Source organism: Roseateles sp. P5_E4 (assembly GCF_054049255.1).
The window spans coordinates 259,692-278,066 of the sequence record NZ_JBFUMS010000005.1 but is presented as its reverse complement, the minus strand read 5'-3'; the positions used below and the strand labels follow the sequence as shown (position 1 = coordinate 278,066).

Sequence of the window (18,375 nt, the reverse complement as noted above, 5' to 3'; positions counted from 1 at the left end):
TCGCACGGCCGCCCGCGGCGCCACGATGGCGGGCATGAATGCCTTCCTCTACCTGCTCGTCGTGCTGATCTGGGGTACGACCTGGATCGCCCTGAAGTGGCAACTGGGCCCCGTGCCGATTGCGCTGTCCATCGCCTACCGCTTCGGCCTCGCGGCCCTGGTGCTGTTCGCCTGGCTGGCCTGGCGGCGCCAGCTCGTCGTGCCGCGTGGGCGGGCGCTCACTTGGGTGCTCGCCCAGGGACTGTGTCTGTTCTGCCTGAACTTCGTCTGTTTCCTGAACGCCAGCCAGACGCTGGCCAGCGGCCTGGTGGCGGTCGTGTTTTCCAGCGCGGCGCTGTGGAACGCGCTGCTGGCGCGTCTTGTTCATGGCCGCGCCATCGTGCCCCAGGTCCTGGCGGGTGGCTCGCTCGGCCTGACGGGGCTGGTGCTGCTGTTCTGGCCCGAGATCCGTGGTGGCCACGCCAGCCTGGCCGGCCTGGCCTGGGCGCTGGGTGGCACGCTGTGCTTCTCGACCGGCAACCTGCTGTCGGCCGCGCTGCAGCAGCAGGGCCTGAAACCGGTGCAGACCAACGCCTGGGGCATGGCGGTGGGCACGGCGATCCTGACGGGCTATGCGCTGTTGGCCGGAGTGCCTTTCGCGTTCGACGCGAGCACCCGCTACCTCGGCGCGCTGCTGTACCTGGCTATCCCGGGTTCGGTCATCGGCTTCACGGCCTACCTGACGCTGGTGGGCCGCCTCGGTCCCGAGCGGGCCGCCTACAGCACGGTGCTGTTCCCGGTCGTCGCGCTGAACGTGTCGGCCTGGGTGGAGGGCTACGAGTGGACGGCGCCGGCGCTCGCCGGGCTGGTGCTGGTGATGGCGGGCAATGTGCTGGTGTTCAGGAAGCGGGTTGTTTCGGCTTGCGCTCCAGCAGCGCCATCGCCTCGCCCACCAGTCCGCGCCTGAAGGCCAGCACGCAGACGATGAAGATCAGCCCGGTGACGAGGCTGACAGATTCGCCCAGGCTGTTGAACCAGGCCACGCCGGTCAGCTCGCCCAGCCAATTGCCGAAGTCGCCGATCTTGTTCTCCAGCGCGATGATGACCAGCGCCCCCACCATGGGGCCGACCAGCGTGCCCATGCCGCCCACCAGCGTCATCAGGATGACGAGGCCTGAGGTGGTCCAGATCGCGTCGGTCAGCGTGGCGAAGCCCAGCACCAGCGTCTTGGTGGAACCGGCCAGGCCAGCCAGCGCGGCCGATAGCACGAAGGCCAGCAGCTTGAAGTGGCCGGTGTCGTAGCCCAGCGACGTGGCGCGGGCCTCGTTCTCGCGGATGGACGTCAGCACCTGGCCGAACGGCGAGTGGACGATGCGGTAGATCAGCCAGAAGGCGGCGATGAAGATGGCCAGAACGACGTAGAACAGCACCAGGTCGTTTTCCAGGTGCAGGCCCAGGAAGCTGCCGCGCGGCACCGACTGCAGGCCGTCTTCCCCGCCGGTGAAGGGGGTCTGCAGGAAGAAGAAGTACAGCATCTGCGCCAGGGCCAGCGTGATCATCGAGAAATAGATGCCCGAGCGGCGGATGGCCAGCAGACCGAACAGCAGGCCCACACCGGCCGCGCCCGCCATGCCGACGAGGATGCCCACCGGCGTCGGCAGGCCCCAGACCTTGAGCGCATGGCCGGTCACATAGGCCGCGGTGCCCAGGAAGGCCGCATGGCCAAAGGACAGCAGGCCCGTGAAGCCGACGAGCAGGTTGAAGGCGCAGGCGAACAGCGCGTAGCAGAGCACCTTCATCACGAAGACGGGGTAGACGCCGAACGCTGGCAGCAGTGCGATAGCGACGAAGAGCGCGGCGTAGCCGAGGACTTTCTTGTTCATTTTTCTTTGCCGAACAGGCCGGCCGGGCGAACGAGCAGCACGATGGCCATGACGACGAACACCACCGTGTTGGACGCCTCGGGATAGAAGACCTTGGTCAGCCCTTCAACGATGCCCAACCCAAGCCCGGTCAGGATGGAGCCGAGGATGGAGCCCATGCCGCCGATCACCACCACCGCGAACACCACGATGATGAGGTTGGTGCCCATCAGCGCCGACACCTGCAGGATGGGCGCAGCCAGCACGCCCGCGAATGCCGCGAGGGCCACGCCACCGGCATAGGTCAGCGTGACCATCAGCGGCACATTGATGCCGAACGCCTGCACGAGCTTGGGGTTCTCGGTGCCGGCGCGCAGCTTGGCGCCCAGCGACGTCTTCTCGATCAGCGCCCACACCGCGAAGCACACGATCAGCGACGCGACGACGACCCAGGCCCGGTAGTTGGGCAGGATCATGAAGCCCAGGTTGGTGGCGCCCTGCAGCGCGTCGGGCACCTGATAAGGCTGGCCCGACACACCGTAGACGCTGCGGAACACGCCCTCGATGACGAGGGTGATGCCGAAGGTCAGCAGCAGGCCGTAGAGGTGGTCCAGCTTGTAGAGCCACTGCAGCATCGTGCGCTCGATGACGATGCCGATGAGGCCGACCGCGAGCGGCGCGAGACCGAGCATGAGCCAGTAGTTCAGCCCCAGGTATTCCAGCCCCATCCAGGCGAAGAAAGCTCCCATCATGTACAGCGCCCCGTGTGCGAAGTTGATGATGTTGAGCATGCCGAAGATGACCGCCAGGCCCAGGGACAGCATCGCGTAGAACGAGCCGTTGACCAGGCCGAGCAGCAGCTGGCCCAAGAGGGCCGGCAGCGGAATACCGAAGATTTCTGTCATGGCAATCGTGTTCAGACCCTGGACGCCCGCCGGGCCGCTCCCAAGGGCGGCCAGGGCCGATGTCGATGCCGGCTCTCGCCGGCATCGATCGGCGTCCCCTCGGGGGACCGACCAGAAACGCGCGCGTCCAGCAGCGCGGGGCTGGGCGAGGGGTTCACGTTCACTTCTTCACCAGCGGGCACTTGCTGTCCGCGAGCTTGGTGAAAGCCTCGTCGCCCGGGATGCGCGTCACGACCTTGTAGTAGTCCCAGGGCTCGGTCGATTCCTTCACCGACTTGACCTGCATCAGGAACATGTCGTGGATGCCGCGGCCGTCTTCCTTGCGGATGGTGCCCTTGGTGTAGAAGTCATTGATCGGCGTGTCCTTCATCTTGGCCATGACCTTGTCGGCGTCGTCGGTCTTGGCGGCGTCGACGGCCTTCAGGTAGTGGGTCACAGCCGAGTAGTCCGCGGCCTGCAGCGACGAGGGCATGCGCTTCATCTTGTCGAAGAAGCGGCGGCTCCAGGCGCGGGCCTCGGGGCTCTGATTCCAGTACCAGGAGTCGGTCAGGTACATGCCCTCGGTCGTCTTCAGGCCCAGCGAGTGCACGTCGTTGATGAACATCAGCAGGCCGGCGAGCTTCATACCCTTGGTGATGCCGAACTCGTTGGCGGCCTTGATCGTGTTGATGGTGTCGCCACCCGCGTTGGCCAGGCCGAGGATCTGCGCGCCGGAGCCCTGTGCCTGCAGCAGGAAGCTGGAGAAGTCGTTGGCGTTCAGCGGGTGCTTGACGCTGCCCTTGACCGTGCCGCCGCTCTTCTGCACGACGGCGGCCGTGTCGGCCTGCAGGGCCGCGCCGAAGGCGTAGTCGGCGGTCAGGAAGAACCAGGTTTTGCCGCCGGCCTTGGTCACCGCGGCGCCCGTGCCGTTGGCCAGGGCCACGGTGTCGTAGGCGTAGTGGATGGTGTAGGGCGTGCAATTGGCATTCGTCAGGGCCGAGCTGCCGGCGCCGATGGAGATGAAGGGCTTCTTCTTCTCGGCGGCTACGGTGGCAATGGCCAGGTTGACGCCCGAGTTGGTGCCGCCCACCAGCAGGTCGAGCCCTTGCGTGTCCATCCACTCGCGCGCCTTGGCGGAGGCGACGTCGGCCTTGTTCTGGTGGTCGGCAAAGATCAGCTCGACCTTCTTGCCCGCGGCCACACCCTTGAGGTCGGCGATGGCCATCTTGATCGCCTCGACACCGCCGGCACCGTCGATGTCGGCATAGACGCTGGACATGTCGGTCAGGAAACCGATCTTGATGACGTCGCCCGAGATCTGGGCCTGGGCGGTAAAGCCGCAGGTGGCGAGCGCGGCGGCAATGAGGGTCTTTTTCATGGTTGTCTCCGGTGGGTTGTTTGGATTCAAACGCTGAGCAGCTCGTCCATCTGGGCCTGGTGGGCCGGCAGGTCGGCTGCGGGGAAGGACAGCACGACTTCGCCGTGCTCGATGACTAGAAAATGGTCGGCCAGGGGCGCGGCGAAGCGGAAGTTCTGCTCCACCATGACGATGGTGAAGCCCTGGCTCTTCAGCGTGCGGATCATGCGGGCCAGGGCCTGGACGATGACGGGGGCCAGGCCTTCCGAGATCTCGTCCAACAAGAGGATGTCGGCGCCCGTGCGCAGGATGCGGGCGACGGCCAGCATCTGCTGCTCGCCGCCGGACAGGCGCGTGCCGGGGCTGTTCTTGCGCTCGGCGAGGTTGGGGAACATCGCGTAGATCTCGGTCTCGCTCATGACCTTGCCGCGCTTGGTTTTCAGCGGCGGCGGCAGGCGCAGGTTCTCTTCGGTCGACAGGCTGGCGAAGATGCCGCGCTCTTCGGGGCAGTAGCCGATGCCGAGGTTGGCGATGCGGTGCGTGGACAGGCCGATGGTCTCTTCGCCGTGGATCTTGATGGAGCCTTTTCTTGCTCCCGTCAAACCCATGATGGCCCGCAGCGTGGTGGTGCGGCCGGCGCCGTTGCGGCCGAGCAGGGTGATGACCTGGCCGGGTTGGACTGACAGGTTGATGCCGTGGAGGATGTGGCTTTCGCCGTACCAGGCGTGGAGGTTTTGGATTTCGAGTGCGGGCGTTGCCATGGGTGTCACCTCGCTCGGTGCGGCAGGTTGCTCTTGCGAAGAGCGCGTGTGCTCGGTGGAATGCAGCGAGCAACCACGCTCTCAGCCAAGCAACCAACAACAGCGCGCAGCAGCACCATCAATGCGCCCCCTGCAACTCAGCAGCATCCGTGCCCATATAAGCCTCCAACACCGCCGGATGCTTCGACACCGTCGCGTAATCACCTTCGGCCAGAACAGCGCCACGAGCCAGCACCGTAATCCGGTCCGCAATGCTCGCCACCACCTTCATGTTGTGCTCCACCATCAGCACGGTCCGGCCCTCCGCCACGCGCTTGATCAACGCCGTCACACGGTCCACATCCTCGTGCCCCATGCCCTGCGTCGGTTCGTCCAGCAGCATCAGCTGCGGCTCCATCGCCATCGTCGTGGCGATCTCCAACGCACGCTTGCGGCCATAAGGCAGGTCGGCGGCCTTCACGGCGGCCATGTCGCGCAGGTCCACCAGCTCCAGCAGCGACAGCACCTTGGCGTCCAGCGTCTTCAGCCCTGTCAGCCCCTTCCAGAAATGAAAGCTCGTGCCGGTGAAGCGCTGCAAGCCGATGCGCACGTTCTCCAGCACCGTGAGATGCGGGAACACGGCGGAGATCTGGAAAGACCGGATGACACCGCGCCGCGCGATCTGCGCCGAGGTCTCGCCAGTGATGTCGGTGCCGGCGAAGACGATGCGCCCACGCGTCGGCGTCAGGAACTTGGTCAGCAGGTTGAAGCAGGTGGTCTTGCCGGCGCCGTTGGGGCCAAGCAGCGCGTGGATGTGGCCACGCTGCACTTGCAGGTTCACGGAGTCCACGGCGGTGAAGCCTTTGAACTCCTTGGTCAGATCCTGGGTCTCGAGGATGAATTCGCTCATGGACTTCCGGGTTAGCGGCCCGACTCTAGGCCTTGAGGCCGGGGGCAGGGTTACGGGCATTCACGGGGTCTGGTCCGCCGACAGGAAGCGTTCGATCAGGCCGATCTGTTCGGGCGTGTTCAAGGCCGGCGCATGGCCGCAGCCGGGGATGAGCGCCACCGCAGCACGCGGGCCGCGCTCGCGCATGGCCTGCGCCGTTTCGGCGGTCAACAGCGTCGAGTCCTCGCCGCGCAGGCAGAGCACGGGCAGGTCGAGCTGGTCCCAGGCCGCCCACAACTCGTAGTCGTCGGGATGGTGATCGAACTGCTGCACCAGGGCCGGGTCGTAATGCGTTGTCACGCGGCCATCGGGCAGGCGGCGCAGCGAGGTTTCGGTGAGGTGGCGCCATTGCGTGTCGGACAGATCACCAAAGCTCGCGTAGATCTCTCTGAAATAGACCTCCAGCTCAGTCACCGTTGCAAAGCTGGGCGGCTGCCCGGCGTAGGCCTTGATGCGTGTCAGCGCCGAGGCTGCCAGCTCGGGGCCGTTGTCGTTCAGCACAAGGCGCTTGATGCGGCCGCGCAGCTGGGTGGCTGCGCCGAGCGTGCCGATGGCGCCACCCATGGACGTGCCCACCCAATGCACCTTCTGCAAGCCCAACTGATCCAGCAGCGCTTCGGCTTGTTCGACATAGAACTCCAGGCAGTATTCGCGGGCCGGGTCCACCGCCCATTGCGAAAGACCACGACCCGGGGTGTCGGGGCAAACGACGTGCCAGCGGGCGCTCAGAGCGGCGGCGAGGTCGTCGAAGTCACGACTGCTGCGCGCGAGGCCGTGCCAGGCAACGACGGTGGGCGAGCTCGCGTCACCCCACTCGGTGACGTGCATCTCGCGACCCAGGCAGTTGACATAGCGCGATCTCATTTTTTGGCCCTCCCATGCGTCCAGGCCGCCAGCCGCAGCCGCCCGACGATGCCGCCGGGGAAGTGGTAGACGGCCAGTACGAAGAGCAGGCCCAACCACAGCAGCCAGCGGTCGGGCGAAATCAGCGTGCTCAAGACCGGCACGCCGTCGACCAGCGAGCCGGCGATCTTCAGCAGGGCCTGCAGGTAGTTCTGCGCGACGATGAAGAGCACGCTGCCAATGACGGCACCGTAGACCGTGCCCATGCCGCCGATGACGACGATGAGCAGCAGGTCCAGCATGATCTCCATGCTCATGGCCGTCTCGGGGCCGGTGTAGCGCAGCCACAGCGCCAGCAACGCGCCGCCGCAGCAGGCCAGCAGCGCGGCGATGACGTTGGCGCCGGTGCGGTAGACGACCGTGCGGTAGCCGATCGCCTCGGCGCGGAACTCGTTCTCGCGGATGGCCTGCAGCACGCGGCCGAAGGGCGAATTGACGATGCGCAGCAGCAGCGCGATCAACAGCGTCACCGCGACAAAGAGAACGTAGTAGGTCAGCAGTCGGCCGTCGAGCATGATGCCCAGCACGGGCTCTTCCATGAACTCGGTCGAGGGCCGCAGCGCTGAAGGCAGTTGGAAGTTCAGGCCGTCCTCGCCGCCGGTGAAGTCGCTCAGCTGCGAGGCCAGCGTCATGAAGGCCGAGGCGACGGCCAGCGTGATCATGGCGAAGAAGATGGCCTTCACGCGCAGGCTGGCCAGGCCCATCGCCAACGCCAGCACGGCGCTCAGCGCCAGCGCCGCGACGAAGCCGATGCCCAGCGACGTCCAGTCCGACCCCAACCGCGTCGACGCGATGGCGATGCCATAGGCGCCGATGCCGACGAACATCGTGTGCGCGAAGCTGACGATGCCGGTGTAACCCAGCAGCAGGTCGTAGCTGGCGACAAGCAGGACAAAGACGAGGATCTTGGCTGCAACGTTGAGCGCCTGCGTGCCGGGGAAGATGAAGGGTGCACCGAGCAGGCCGACGAAGCAGGCGATCAACAGCGCGCCGAGGATGCGGCTGCGCGGCAGGTCGTGTGAAAGCAGAGAACGAAAAACGGATGTCATCGGAAACCCCTCGCTTCGTTGCACGTGATCAACGATGCGAACGCCGAATGAAAAACCAAGCGACTGCCGTGGAACTGGCTTCGCCAGGTCACTGGCAGTGCCTCCTTGAGGGGGAGCGCGAAGCGCAACGGGGGTGGGCTCATTTCGCCCCCACCGGGTAGAGGCCTTGCGGGCGCCACAGCAGGATGGCGACCATCAGCCCGATGTTGGAGAACAGCGCCGCCTTGGGCGCAATGAAGCCGGCGTAGTTAGCGACGAGGCCCACCAGCAGCGCGCCGACCAGGCAACCCACCGTCGAGCCGAGGCCGCCGATGATGATGACGATGAACAGCAGCAGGTTGACCTGCGCGCCGATCTGCGGCGTGACGCCCTGCTGCACCAGGCCCCACAGCACGCCGCCCAGGCCCGCGAGCGCGGAGCCGGCGACGAACACGCCGACGAAGAGGCGTTTGATGCGATAGCCCAGCGCTTCGACCATCTCGCGGTCCTGCACACCGGCGCGGATCAGCAGGCCGATCTTGGTGCGGTTCAGCACGAGCAGCAGCGCGATGAGGACTGCCAGGCCGATGAGCATGGACAGCACGCGGAACTTCTCGACCGCCACATCACCGAACAGGAAGATGCCGCGCAGTGCGTCGGGCATGGGCAGCGGGATCAGCTGGGCGCCCCAGGTCGCCTTGATCAGCTCCTCGCCAATGATCATGCCGCCCATGGTGATGAGGATCTGCTTCAGGTGCTGGCCGTAAACGGGTCTGACCAATACGCGCTCAAACACCACGCCCACGGCAGCGGCGATGGCCATGCCGGCGAGGCAGGCGGCGGCGAGTGCGGCGAGGTTGCTTGCCACATCCGGTGAAGTGGCCCAAGGGGCGAGAGCTGCCAACACCGTGGTCGCCGTGAAGGCACCGAGGGCGATGAAGACGCCGTGGCCGAAGTTGAGGACGTCCATCAGGCCGAAGACCAGGGTCAGGCCGGAAGCGATGACGAAGATGATGAGGCCCATGGCGATGCCGGCCAGGGTCAGGTTGAGCCAGGTGCTGGGGCTGCCGGTGAGGGGGAGGGCGAGCAGCATGATGGCTGCCAGCAAGGCGAGTGGTCGTGGGTCGAGTTTCATGGGCTCGCGCGATGGGTTGGGTTGGCGCTGAGGCCCATGCCGGGAGTTCGCCCCGGCGGGCGACCTTCTTTTTGAGCGACCAAAAAGAAGGCAAAAAGTCGCCCCCGATCCGCCCGGCCCTTAGCTTCGCAGCGGGCTGCCCTGTGCTGCTCAGGCCTTGAGGGCCCGCGCAAAACTCGCGCCGCTACGCTCTGCTCAAACAGTTGCGCGGAATCAGTTCTTGAAGCGAGCTGCGCTCGCGCCCTCAATCCCTTGCGCTGCTCGGCGGGCTCAGAGGGGGGGTGATTGAACAGCCCGGTGGCGTCGGGCTTTCGGGTTTGGCTGTTGCGGTTGTTCGGAGCCTCCCCTTCTAAACCGCCGAGAAGCGCAGGAGCCCGGGGCGCGAGCGCAGCGAGCCTCAAGCTCTGACTTCGCGCCCCTTTGTCTGAACGCAGCGTAGCGAAGTGAGTTGGGCGCGGCCCCGGGCTGCGAGCATCGCAGGGGACCCCGACAGGGGCGGTTTTGCAGGGGAGAGCTTTTTGCCTACTTTTTGGCGGCGCAAAAAGTAGGTCGGCCGCCGGGACGAAATCCCGGCTGGGCGTGGGCGTCAACCAGAAGGTGGATCTCACTGATGCGCCCCCAACGACAACCCGAGAAGCCTCTGCTGCAACCCAGCGTCCTCGATCAACTCACGCATCGCACCACGATGCACGATCTTTCCGTCATCCATGACGGCAACCGAATCGCCCAACTCAGCCGCCACCCGAAAGTTCTGCTCCACCAGCAACACTGTCGTCTGCGAGGTCTTCTTGAGCTCGCGCAGCGCCGTGATGAGGTTCTGCACGATGGCCGGTGCCAGCCCCTTGCTGGGCTCGTCGATGACGAGCAACTCGCGCGGCTCGATCATGGCGCGGGCAATCGCCAGCATCTGCTTCTGCCCACCCGACAACTTGCCCGCCGGGTGCTGCCAGAACGTCTTCAGCGCCGGGAACAAGCCAAACAGCCAGTCCAGCCGCTGAGCATCCAAATCCGCCAACCGCTTGGCCGAGCGGGCCGCCAGCAGCAGGTTCTCCGCCACGCTCAGCTCGCCAAAGATGCCCATGGTCTCCGGCACGTAGGCGACGCCGCGCGACGCAATGTCCGGCGTCGCCAGCTTGGTGATGTCCTCGCCCTTGAAGTGCACCGAGCCCGCGCTCGCCGTCCACAGCCCCATCAAGGTCCGCAGCGTGCTCGTCTTGCCGGCGCCATTGCGGCCTAACAGCATCGTGACTTGACCAGCCGGCACGGCAAGATCCACGCCATGCAGGATGTGATACGCCCCGACGTGGGTATGAACCCCGCGCAACTCCAGAAGGTTCATGCCGCCACCCCCAGATAAGCCTCTTGCACGATGGGCGAGGCAATCACCGTGGCCGGGTCACCATCGGCCACCAGCTTGCCCTGGTGCAGCACGATGATGCGGTCCGCCAGCTCGCGCACGACGTCCATCTTGTGCTCCACCAGCAGCAGCGTGTGCTTCTTCTCCGCCTTCAGTGCGCGGATCAGGTCCAGCACCACAGGCACCTCGTCCACGCTCATGCCGGCCGTCGGTTCGTCGAAGAGATAGACCTTGGGGTCGAGTGCAATCAGCATGGCCACTTCGAGCTTGCGCTGGTCGCCATGCGGCAGGCTGGCGGCCAGATCGTCGGCGCGTGAGGCGAGCCGCACGCGGTCAAGAATGGCGCGCGCCTCGGCTATCAGCTCCTTGTGCGACAACCACACCGACAGCATGTGCAAGCCTTTGCCATGTCGCGCCTGCACAGCCAGGCGCACGTTCTCCAGCACGGTCAAGTGCGCGAACAGCTGTGTCAGCTGGAACGCCCGGCCCAGGCCACGGCGCGTGCGCACCGGCGCCGGCAGCTTGGTCAGGTCCTCGCCATCCAGCCAGACCTCGCCACTGCTCGCGGGCAGCTGACCCGAGATCAGATTGAAGTAGGTCGTCTTGCCCGCACCGTTCGGTCCGACGATGGCCGTCAATGTGCCGGGCTGGAAGGCGCACGACACGCCGTCGACGGCCACGTGGCCACCGAAGCGGATCGTCAGGTTCTTGGTTTCGAGCACAGGCCGCCCGCGTTCAACGCTTGTTGCGGATGGGCACGGCCATTTCTTCGGGTTTGATTTCCCTGACCAGCTCCGGCACGCCCCACGGGAACGCCGGGTCCACCTTGATCTTGAAGTGGTACATCGACTGCATCGCCTGGTGGTCTTCGGCGCGGAAGGTCATCTTGCCCTTGGGCGTCTCGAAGCTCATGCCTTCCATCGTCTTGATGAGCTTGTTGGTCGCCGTGTCGCCGCCCGTCTTCTTCAGCGCTTCCACCAGCGCAATCGCCGCGCTCATGCCGCCGGCCGTGAAGAAGTCAGGCGGGTTCTTGAACTGCTTGTAGTGGTTGGCCACCAGCCACTCGTTGACCGGGTTCTTCGGGATTCCGAAGTAGTAGTACGTCGCGCCCTCCATGCCCGGGAACTGCTTGTAGGCGGTCATGGCCGGCAGGATGTTGCCGCCCGAGCCGACGCCGATGCCGTAGCGCCTTTGCAGGTCCAGCGCTGCCAGCGCGCCGAAGGGCGGCGTGGCGCCGGCCCACACGACGGCGATGACCTTGGGACCTTGCTTGTCCTTCAGCGCGTCCACCAGGCGCTGGATGCCGGCGGTGAAGTCCGTCGTCGCCGTGGGCAGGTATTCCTCGTGGACGATCTTGGCCTTCTTCAGCGCTTCCTTGTAGGCCTTCACGGCGTCACGGCCAAAGGCGTAGTCCTGGGCCAGGATGCCGATGTTCAGGCCCTGGATGTCGGAGGCGACTGCGTTGCCGATGGCGTCTTGCGACGAGTTGCGGCCGGTGCGGAAGATGTATTTGTTCCATTTGTCGCCGGTGATCGAATCGGCCACGGCCGGCTCCACCAGCAGGATCTTCTTGTACTCCTCGGCCACGGGCAGCATGGCCAGGGCCACGCCGCTGGACGACGGCCCGACGGCGATGTCGGCCTTGTCATCCCCATAGGCGGCGGCCAGCAGGCTCTTGCCCACGTCGGGCTTGCCCTGGTCGTCCTTCTCGATGACGACGAGCTTCTTGCCCGCCACCGTCATGGTGCCGCCGGTGGCGTAGTCCAGGCCCATCATGAAGCCGGTCTGCGTCTGCTTGCCGTAGGCCTCCAGGGGGCCGGTCTTGCTGTAGACGTGGGCGATGCGGATTTCGTTGCCGGCAGCGAAGGCCAGGGTGGGCATCGCGAGGGTAGCGGCAGCGGCGAGGGCAAAGCGGCGCGTGGTGAGGCGCATGGGGCTTGTCTCCTGAAGTTCGGGTCTGCTCTGTCGGCAGACGGTGTCTTCCCTTTTTGCAAGGGCCGTGCCCGGCGGGGAAGGGTCGCCGGGGCGGTTTTCTCTTCGGGTTGCTACCAGGTTTTTGGTCGAAACCGCCAAGTTGAGTGTCCAGGATTTGGACGTCGCCTGAGATTCAGACTCTCCAGATCGAGCGTCAGAGCCTGGACAGGTCCACCTCGAATCGCTGCTTGTCGCGTCGCGTGGAATTCGCTGGCAACCCAAGCACGCTGTTGGCCCAGGCAATCAGCTGCGGTATGACCGTGGTTTCGAGGCGCTCGCGGGTCTCACGCGCACGAGCCGCGGGAACGATGCCGGCCGAGACGTGGAACCGTTCGTGAGCCACATTCGGATTCGGCAGCACGAAACGTGCAATGACGAAGCTGTTGGAGCTGGTGTGCCAGAGCGAGGTTTCGGTGCGAATTCCCGCGGCTTCGAACGCGCGTTCGAGCTGGCTGGAGCGAAGCACGAAGCTGTAGCCCTTCGGAAGCGGATCCTTGTGGATGTGCATGGCCGGGTCCGCGAAGCGCCTGTGTCAGGCCTCCTTACCTTCCAGCTCCGGCCACCTCGCCAGCCTTTCGTACAGCGACGCCCGCGAGATCTGCAGCAGCCGGGCTGCCGCCATGCGGTTGCCGCCAGTGGCCTGCAGCGCGCGGGCGATGGCGTCGCGTTCCAGGGCTTCGATCAGCTCGGGCAGAGGCGCAACGGCCTGGGCCGTGGTCATGACCGGGGCGGCGGGCTGAGGTACCGGCGCGGGCACGGAGGTCGGCAACGCCGAGCCGCCCTGGAAAGTGGCCGCCGTCAGCTGCATGTCGTCGCTCATGAGGCTGACCTGCTCCAGCGTGTTGCGCAGCTCGCGGATGTTGCCGGGCCAGGCTTGCTGCATCAGCCACTCGATGGCATCGGGGCTCAGCAGCTTCTGCGGCATGCCGCTGCGGCGGGCGATGTCTTCGCCCAGGGCCTCGGCCAGCGCCTCGATGTCGTCCAGGCGCTCGCGCAGCGCCGGCACGCGGATGGGCAGCACGTTGAGGCGGTAGTACAGGTCGGCGCGGAACTGGCCGGTGGCGACCATGCTTGCCAGGTCGCGGCTGGTGGCGGCAATCACGCGCACATCCACACGCAGCACGGTGTTGGACCCCAGCGGCTCGACCTCCTGCTCCTGCAGCACGCGCAGCAGCTTGCTTTGCAACGCCAGCGGCATGTCGCCGATCTCGTCGAGGAACAGCGTGCCGCCATCCGCCAGCTTGAACTTGCCGTCGCGGCCCTTGCGGTCGGCGCCCGTGTAGGCACCGGGCGCGACGCCGAAGAACTCGGCCTCCAGCAGCGTCTCGGGCACGGCGGCGATGTTGACGCCCACCAGCGGCCGGTGCGCGCGGCGCGACGCCGAGTGGATGGCGTGGGCCATCAGCTCCTTGCCGGTGCCGGTCTCGCCGAGCAGCAGCACCGTCGAGTCGGTCTGCGCCACGCGGCGGGCCTGGCGCTTGACCTCCAGCGCTGCGGGGCTGGTGCCGATGAAGCTGGCAATCGTGTACTTGGGCCGGCGCTGCGCGGCGAGCTGGCGGCGCGTGTCCTCCAGTTCCTGCTGCATCCGCGCGAACTTCTGGATCAGCGGCTGCATGGTCGTCTCGGGGTGATCCAGCAGCACCAGGCCCAGCGCGCCGATGACCTCGCCGGCGTCGTTGCGCAGCGGCAGGCGGCTGACGAGGAAGGTGCCGGCCTTGTTGGTCAGCAGATCCACCAGCACCGGTTTGCCGGTCTCCAGCACCTGCAGCATCTGCGTGTTGGGGACCACGTCCTCCACGCGCTTGCCGACGAACTCATGCTCGTCGGTGAACCCCAGCGCCGGCAGGAAGCGCTTGTAGCCGTCGCTGATCCAGACGACCCGGTGGTTGCGGTCGACGACCATCATCCCTTCGGTCGACCGGGCCAGCACGTCGAACATCGACTGGGCGGCCAGGCGCAACAGCCCGTCGACATCCTGCGGGATGCCAGCGGGCGCGGGTGTCTGGTTTTTGGACAGGGGCATGACGGCGGGAATGTAGCGCGGTGGCGCTGGTAGGTGCCATGACATGCTGGGTGCGGTCTGATGCGGTGGGTTGCGTTTGCGAAGCGTGCCGCTGATCGCTGCATTGCCGGGAGTCCGTCCCGGCGGCCGGGTAACTTTCTTCTGCGGGGCCAGAAGAAAGTCACCAAAGAAGAGGCCCTGAACCGCACACGAGCGCGACGCCGCCATCAGTGGCGCGCGAAAACAACCACCGACATTGCGACAAGAAGCGAGCCGCTGCGCTCTCGCACACGACTTGTCACCCGCGCAGCTCATCGCATCAGCGGCCCGTTCGACGCGCGGCTGCACGCCGGGCTCATCAAAACAGCCCAATGCAGCGTCGCTCGGGCGACGCGGCTGTTCGGTATTTCCTGATGAGCCCGGCGTGCAGCCGGCGTTAACTGGCTTGACGATCCGATCGCTGGCGCTCTTCACAAGTCGTGTGCGAGAGCGCAGCGGCTCGCTTCGTGGTGTGGCCCGGTTCGAGCAAAGCGAGCGCCTGATCCCGCTCGAGTGCGGATTGCATTGAGCGCTCCTCTTTTGGTGACTTTGCTCTGGCGCGTCAGAGAAAAGTTACCCGCCCTCGCGGGGCGGACTCCCGCGGCACTGCAACGAGTCGAAAGGCTCGTCGCAAGAGCAACCCAGCCCACCCCCTTCAGAACTTCAAGGTGCCACCCAACGTGAACGTGCGCGGCGGGCCGTAGTAGGCATTCAAAACGCTGAGTGCGGCGATGTTGTAGCCGTCGGTCTTGTAGGCCTTGTTGGTCAGGTTGCTGCCCTGCAGGAAGAAGCTCAGCTTGGGGTCCTTCTCCCAGATCAGGCCGGCGTTGACCAGCGTGTAGGCATCCTGTGCGAGCGCTTCGGACAGGTCGGTCGTCGGGTAGACCTTGCTGCGATGGGTGACGCCCAGCCGCGAGCGCAGCGTGCCCATGGCCAGCTTTGCGTTGTGCTCGATGTTCAGGCCCGCTTGGTATTTGGGCGTGTTGGTGAACTTCTTCTGGTCGGCCACGTTGACGCCGCGGTCGATGTATTCGTCGTACTTGGCGTCCAGCGTGGCCAGGTTGCCGCTGATGCGCCAGGCGGGGGTCGGCATCCACAGGAACTCGACCTCGGCGCCCTGCACGGTCGCCTTGCCGGCATTGGTGAAGTCGCCGAAGAAGCCGGGCTGGCCGTTGGCCTGGGTGTAGCTCGTGAACACCGAGAGCTGCACGTTCTTGTACTTGTTGTGGAACACGGCCGTGTTCAGCTCCAGGCGGCCGCCGTCCAGGATCATCTTGGCGCCCAGTTCCAGCGAGTCGAGCTTCTCGTCGGCGAAGGGCCTGCCCGAAGACGGGAACGCCACGGTGTTGGCGCGGATGTTGTAGCCGCCGCTCTTGAAGCCGCGCGAGGCTGTCGTGTAGAGCTTGATCTCCTTGCTGGCCCTGTATTCAAGGGACAGGCGCGGTGAGGTGTTGCTGACCGAGAGGCTCTTGTCGAAATTGGCCGGCACGGCGATGGGCGTGCCGCTGAACTGATCGTTGGCGAAGGCCTGGTTCAGCACGACGGCGCGCTTGTCCTCCTTGGTGTAGCGCAGGCCGGTGCTGACGCTGAAGGCCGGGCTCAGGCGCCAGCTCCAGTCGCCGAAGACGGCCTTGCCCTCGGTGTAGACCAGGCCGTTGGTCGTACCGAATGAGAGGTTGAAGAAATTGTTGCGCACCGTGCCGCCGGCGCGTCCGTCGAAGTAATAGACACCGACAACGCCCGAGCTGTTCTGGCCTTCGTAGATGGCCTGCAGCTCATGGCTCTGCGAGCTGTCGTGGTACTCGGCGCGCACGTCGGCTGTTCTGTTGGGCAGGCCGTCGAAGTCGATGGAGGTGCTGGTGTCAGAAGCGCGATGCGCCAGGATGTACTTCAGGCTCCAGGCCTCGCTGGCGCCCCAGTTCAACGTCAGTGATTCGCCCTCGCTGCTGGTGCCGTTGGCATTGGGCATGCCTGTCGCGATGTCGTAGCGGCCCGGGGTGGGCGGTGTCTTGGCGGGGTCGAAGGCGCTGACGTTCAGGCGCTGGAAGCCGCGCATGTGCGAGTCGTCGCCTGTGCGGTCCACCGAAACCTGGGCGTTGAAGCTCGAGCCGGTCGGGAACCAACCCAGGGACACGCGGCCGCTGGTCGTGGCCTGGTCGCTGACGGGGCTGCCGTCGGTCAGGTTCTTGCCGTAGCCCTCGCGGTTCAGGCTGGCGCCGGCGACACGGAAACGGATCTGGCCGTCATTGACGGCCGTGCCCACGCCGCCCTTGGCCGTCACCTGGCCATAGCTGCCGACCGCCAGCGTCACCGAGCCTTCGGTCGTCGTGGGGAGCGGCTTGGACACGTACTTCACCGCGCCGCCAATCGTGTTCTTGCCGTACAGCGTGCCCTGCGGGCCGCGCAGCACCTCCACGCGCTGCACGTCGTACACATCCAGCAGCGCGCCCTGCGGTCGGGCGATGTAGACGTCGTCGAAATAGATGCCCACGCCGGGGTCCACACCCCACAGCGGGTCGGCCTGGCCGACGCCGCGGATGAAGGTCGTGATGGTCGTGTTGCTGCCGCGTGCGGCGTAGATGGTCAGGTTGGGCACCTGGCCCTGCAGGTCGCCGAGATCCTTGATGGCCAGCTTGTCGAGTTGGTCGGCGGTCAGCGCCGTGACCGCCACCGGCACGTCCTGCAGCGACTCCTCCCGCTTGCGCGCCGTGACCTTGACGACCTCCAGCGTCGTCACCGCCGGCTCGACTGCGCTTTGTGCGGCTGCCGGCAGAGCGATCGTGGCGCCGAGTGCGGCGAGGATGGCGAAATGCAGCGGCGAGGGCGCCGGCAGGCGTCGGGTCATGGCTTGTCTCCTGGTTGTTGTGTTCGGAACCAGGAGAGAAAGCGCAAAAGCCATGCCCGCGCCAAGTCGGGGCGAGTTACAGGCAAACCCTTGCGAGCTAACCCGCGAATTTGCCGTCCGTGGCGCTGAGGCCGTCCGGATTCCAGTCGTTTGCCGGCGCGGACGGTGTCCAGTTTGCAGACAACGACCCTTGGGGCTGCAAGGGACGAAACCCGCAGCTATCCTGCGCCGCTTGCCCCAAATCCCTCGGAGACGACCCATGCTCAAACGCCTGCTTCCCGCCGCCATCGCCATTGGTTTCAGTGCCACCACAGCCTTCGCCGCCGGCCCGCAGCTCAAGGGCCAGGCGCCGGGCTGGTACCGCATGCAGCTTGGCGATTTCGAGGTCACGGCCCTGTCCGACGGCACGCTGGACCTGCCCGTCGACAAGCTGCTGCAGCAGCCCGTGCCCAACACGGTCAAGGCCCTGCAGCACGCCTACCTCGGCGTGCCGCTGGAGACATCCTTCAACGCCTACCTGATCAACACCGGGGCCAAGATCGTCCTCGTCGATACCGGCGCCGCTGGCCTGTACGGCCCGACGTTGGGCCGGGTATTGGCCAACCTCAAGGCTGCGGGCTATGCGCCTGAGCAGGTCGACGAAGTGGTCATCACGCATATGCACGGCGACCACATCGGCGGCACTGCCGTCGACGGCAAGGCCAACTTTCCCAACGCGACGCTGCGCGTGGACAAGCGCGACGCCGACTTCTGGCTGGCACCCGAACAGGTCGCCAAGGGCGACGGTGCCAAGGCCATCGCGGCCAACGTGAAGGCGTATGCCGACGCGGGCCGCTTCAAGCCCTTCGAGGGCAGCGCTGCGGGTGTGGAGATCGTGCCTGGCGTGAAGGCCTATCCGGCCTATGGCCACACGCCCGGCCACAGCAACTATGTCGCCGAGAGCAAGGGCCAGAAGATCATGTTCTGGGGTGACCTGATGCACGTCGCCGCCGTGCAGTTCCCGGAGCCGGCCGTGACCATGAGCTTCGACTCCGACCCCAAGGCCGCCGCGCCCGCCCGCGAGAAGGCCTATGCGGCTGCGGCCAAAGACGGCTACTACGTGGCGGTCACGCACGTGTCATTCCCCGGCATCGGCAAGCTGCGCGCCGACGGCAAGGGCTATGACTGGCTGCCGGTGAACTACTCGGCCAACCGTTGAGCCTGCACCAGCACCGGCGCGCGGGTCAGGTAGTTCTCGCGCCAGCCGGCGGCCCCTCGATCGCGAGCCAGGCCAACCGCGCCGCATCTCTGGCGGCCAGCGGCTGCTGCAACCCGCCCAACT

General features: G+C 66.1%; 16 protein-coding genes. 2 read left to right on the top strand and 14 right to left on the bottom strand.

Annotated features, from left to right (window positions below):
• The first annotated feature begins 34 nt into the window (after positions 1-34).
• On the top strand, positions 35-946 hold the full coding sequence (locus ACXJLH_RS12375; protein WP_457324819.1) for a DMT family transporter: 912 nt from the start codon (positions 35-37) through the stop codon (positions 944-946).
• Here ACXJLH_RS12375 and ACXJLH_RS12370 read toward each other — a convergent pair.
• The 14 genes from ACXJLH_RS12370 to ACXJLH_RS12305 all read right to left on the bottom strand — a co-directional run bounded on the left by ACXJLH_RS12370 (position 879) and on the right by ACXJLH_RS12305 (position 17,054).
• Positions 879-1,862 carry a branched-chain amino acid ABC transporter permease gene (locus ACXJLH_RS12370; protein WP_457324818.1) on the bottom strand — a complete coding sequence of 328 codons (984 nt, stop codon included), beginning with the start codon at positions 1,860-1,862 and terminating at the stop codon, positions 879-881. The genes ACXJLH_RS12375 and ACXJLH_RS12370 overlap by 68 nt on opposite strands.
• A complete protein-coding gene (locus ACXJLH_RS12365; protein WP_056200980.1) occupies positions 1,859-2,746 on the bottom strand; it encodes a branched-chain amino acid ABC transporter permease in 888 nt (295 codons plus the stop codon). Before ACXJLH_RS12365 ends, ACXJLH_RS12370 begins: the two co-directional genes overlap by 4 nt.
• A gap of 160 nt (positions 2,747-2,906) precedes the next feature.
• Positions 2,907-4,103: an ABC transporter substrate-binding protein gene (locus ACXJLH_RS12360; RefSeq protein WP_457444377.1), complete on the bottom strand. Its 1,197-nt coding sequence runs from the start codon at positions 4,101-4,103 to the stop codon at positions 2,907-2,909.
• Between the two features lie 26 nt (positions 4,104-4,129).
• Entirely contained in the window at positions 4,130-4,843 is a 714-nt protein-coding gene (locus tag ACXJLH_RS12355) for an ABC transporter ATP-binding protein (protein ID WP_056200976.1), read from the bottom strand.
• A gap of 118 nt (positions 4,844-4,961) precedes the next feature.
• Positions 4,962-5,732: an ABC transporter ATP-binding protein gene (locus tag ACXJLH_RS12350; RefSeq protein ID WP_457352088.1), complete on the bottom strand. Its 771-nt coding sequence runs from the start codon at positions 5,730-5,732 to the stop codon at positions 4,962-4,964.
• Between the two features lie 60 nt (positions 5,733-5,792).
• The gene (locus ACXJLH_RS12345; protein WP_457444375.1) at positions 5,793-6,635 is read right to left on the bottom strand and encodes an alpha/beta fold hydrolase; all 843 of its coding nucleotides are present in this window, start codon (positions 6,633-6,635) and stop codon (positions 5,793-5,795) included.
• Positions 6,632-7,723: a branched-chain amino acid ABC transporter permease gene (locus ACXJLH_RS12340; RefSeq protein WP_457444374.1), complete on the bottom strand. Its 1,092-nt coding sequence runs from the start codon at positions 7,721-7,723 to the stop codon at positions 6,632-6,634. The genes ACXJLH_RS12345 and ACXJLH_RS12340 overlap by 4 nt, the downstream gene beginning before the upstream one ends.
• 139 nt (positions 7,724-7,862) lie before the next feature.
• Positions 7,863-8,837, bottom strand: a complete 975-nt coding sequence (locus ACXJLH_RS12335; RefSeq protein WP_457322202.1) for a branched-chain amino acid ABC transporter permease — start codon at positions 8,835-8,837, stop codon at positions 7,863-7,865.
• Positions 8,838-9,441: 604 nt separating this feature from the next.
• Positions 9,442-10,176, bottom strand: coding sequence for an ABC transporter ATP-binding protein (locus ACXJLH_RS12330; protein ID WP_457322204.1), 735 nt, complete (start codon positions 10,174-10,176; stop codon positions 9,442-9,444).
• Complete coding sequence (locus ACXJLH_RS12325; protein WP_457444372.1) at positions 10,173-10,916, bottom strand: ABC transporter ATP-binding protein; 744 nt, start codon at positions 10,914-10,916, stop codon at positions 10,173-10,175. The genes ACXJLH_RS12330 and ACXJLH_RS12325 overlap by 4 nt, the downstream gene beginning before the upstream one ends.
• 13 nt (positions 10,917-10,929) lie before the next feature.
• Positions 10,930-12,126 carry a substrate-binding domain-containing protein gene (locus ACXJLH_RS12320; RefSeq protein ID WP_457444370.1) on the bottom strand — a complete coding sequence of 399 codons (1,197 nt, stop codon included), beginning with the start codon at positions 12,124-12,126 and terminating at the stop codon, positions 10,930-10,932.
• Between the two features lie 196 nt (positions 12,127-12,322).
• Entirely contained in the window at positions 12,323-12,676 is a 354-nt protein-coding gene (locus ACXJLH_RS12315) for a hypothetical protein (protein WP_457444368.1), read from the bottom strand.
• 24 nt (positions 12,677-12,700) lie between these two features.
• The gene (locus ACXJLH_RS12310) at positions 12,701-14,191 is read right to left on the bottom strand and encodes a sigma-54 interaction domain-containing protein (protein WP_457444367.1); all 1,491 of its coding nucleotides are present in this window, start codon (positions 14,189-14,191) and stop codon (positions 12,701-12,703) included.
• Positions 14,192-14,864: 673 nt separating this feature from the next.
• Positions 14,865-17,054, bottom strand: a complete 2,190-nt coding sequence (locus tag ACXJLH_RS12305) for a TonB-dependent receptor (RefSeq protein WP_457444365.1) — start codon at positions 17,052-17,054, stop codon at positions 14,865-14,867.
• Positions 17,055-17,313: 259 nt separating this feature from the next.
• Between ACXJLH_RS12305 and ACXJLH_RS12300 the strand changes: the two genes are divergently transcribed.
• Complete coding sequence (locus ACXJLH_RS12300; protein WP_457444363.1) at positions 17,314-18,252, top strand: MBL fold metallo-hydrolase; 939 nt, start codon at positions 17,314-17,316, stop codon at positions 18,250-18,252.
• The last annotated feature ends 123 nt before the right edge of the window (positions 18,253-18,375 follow it).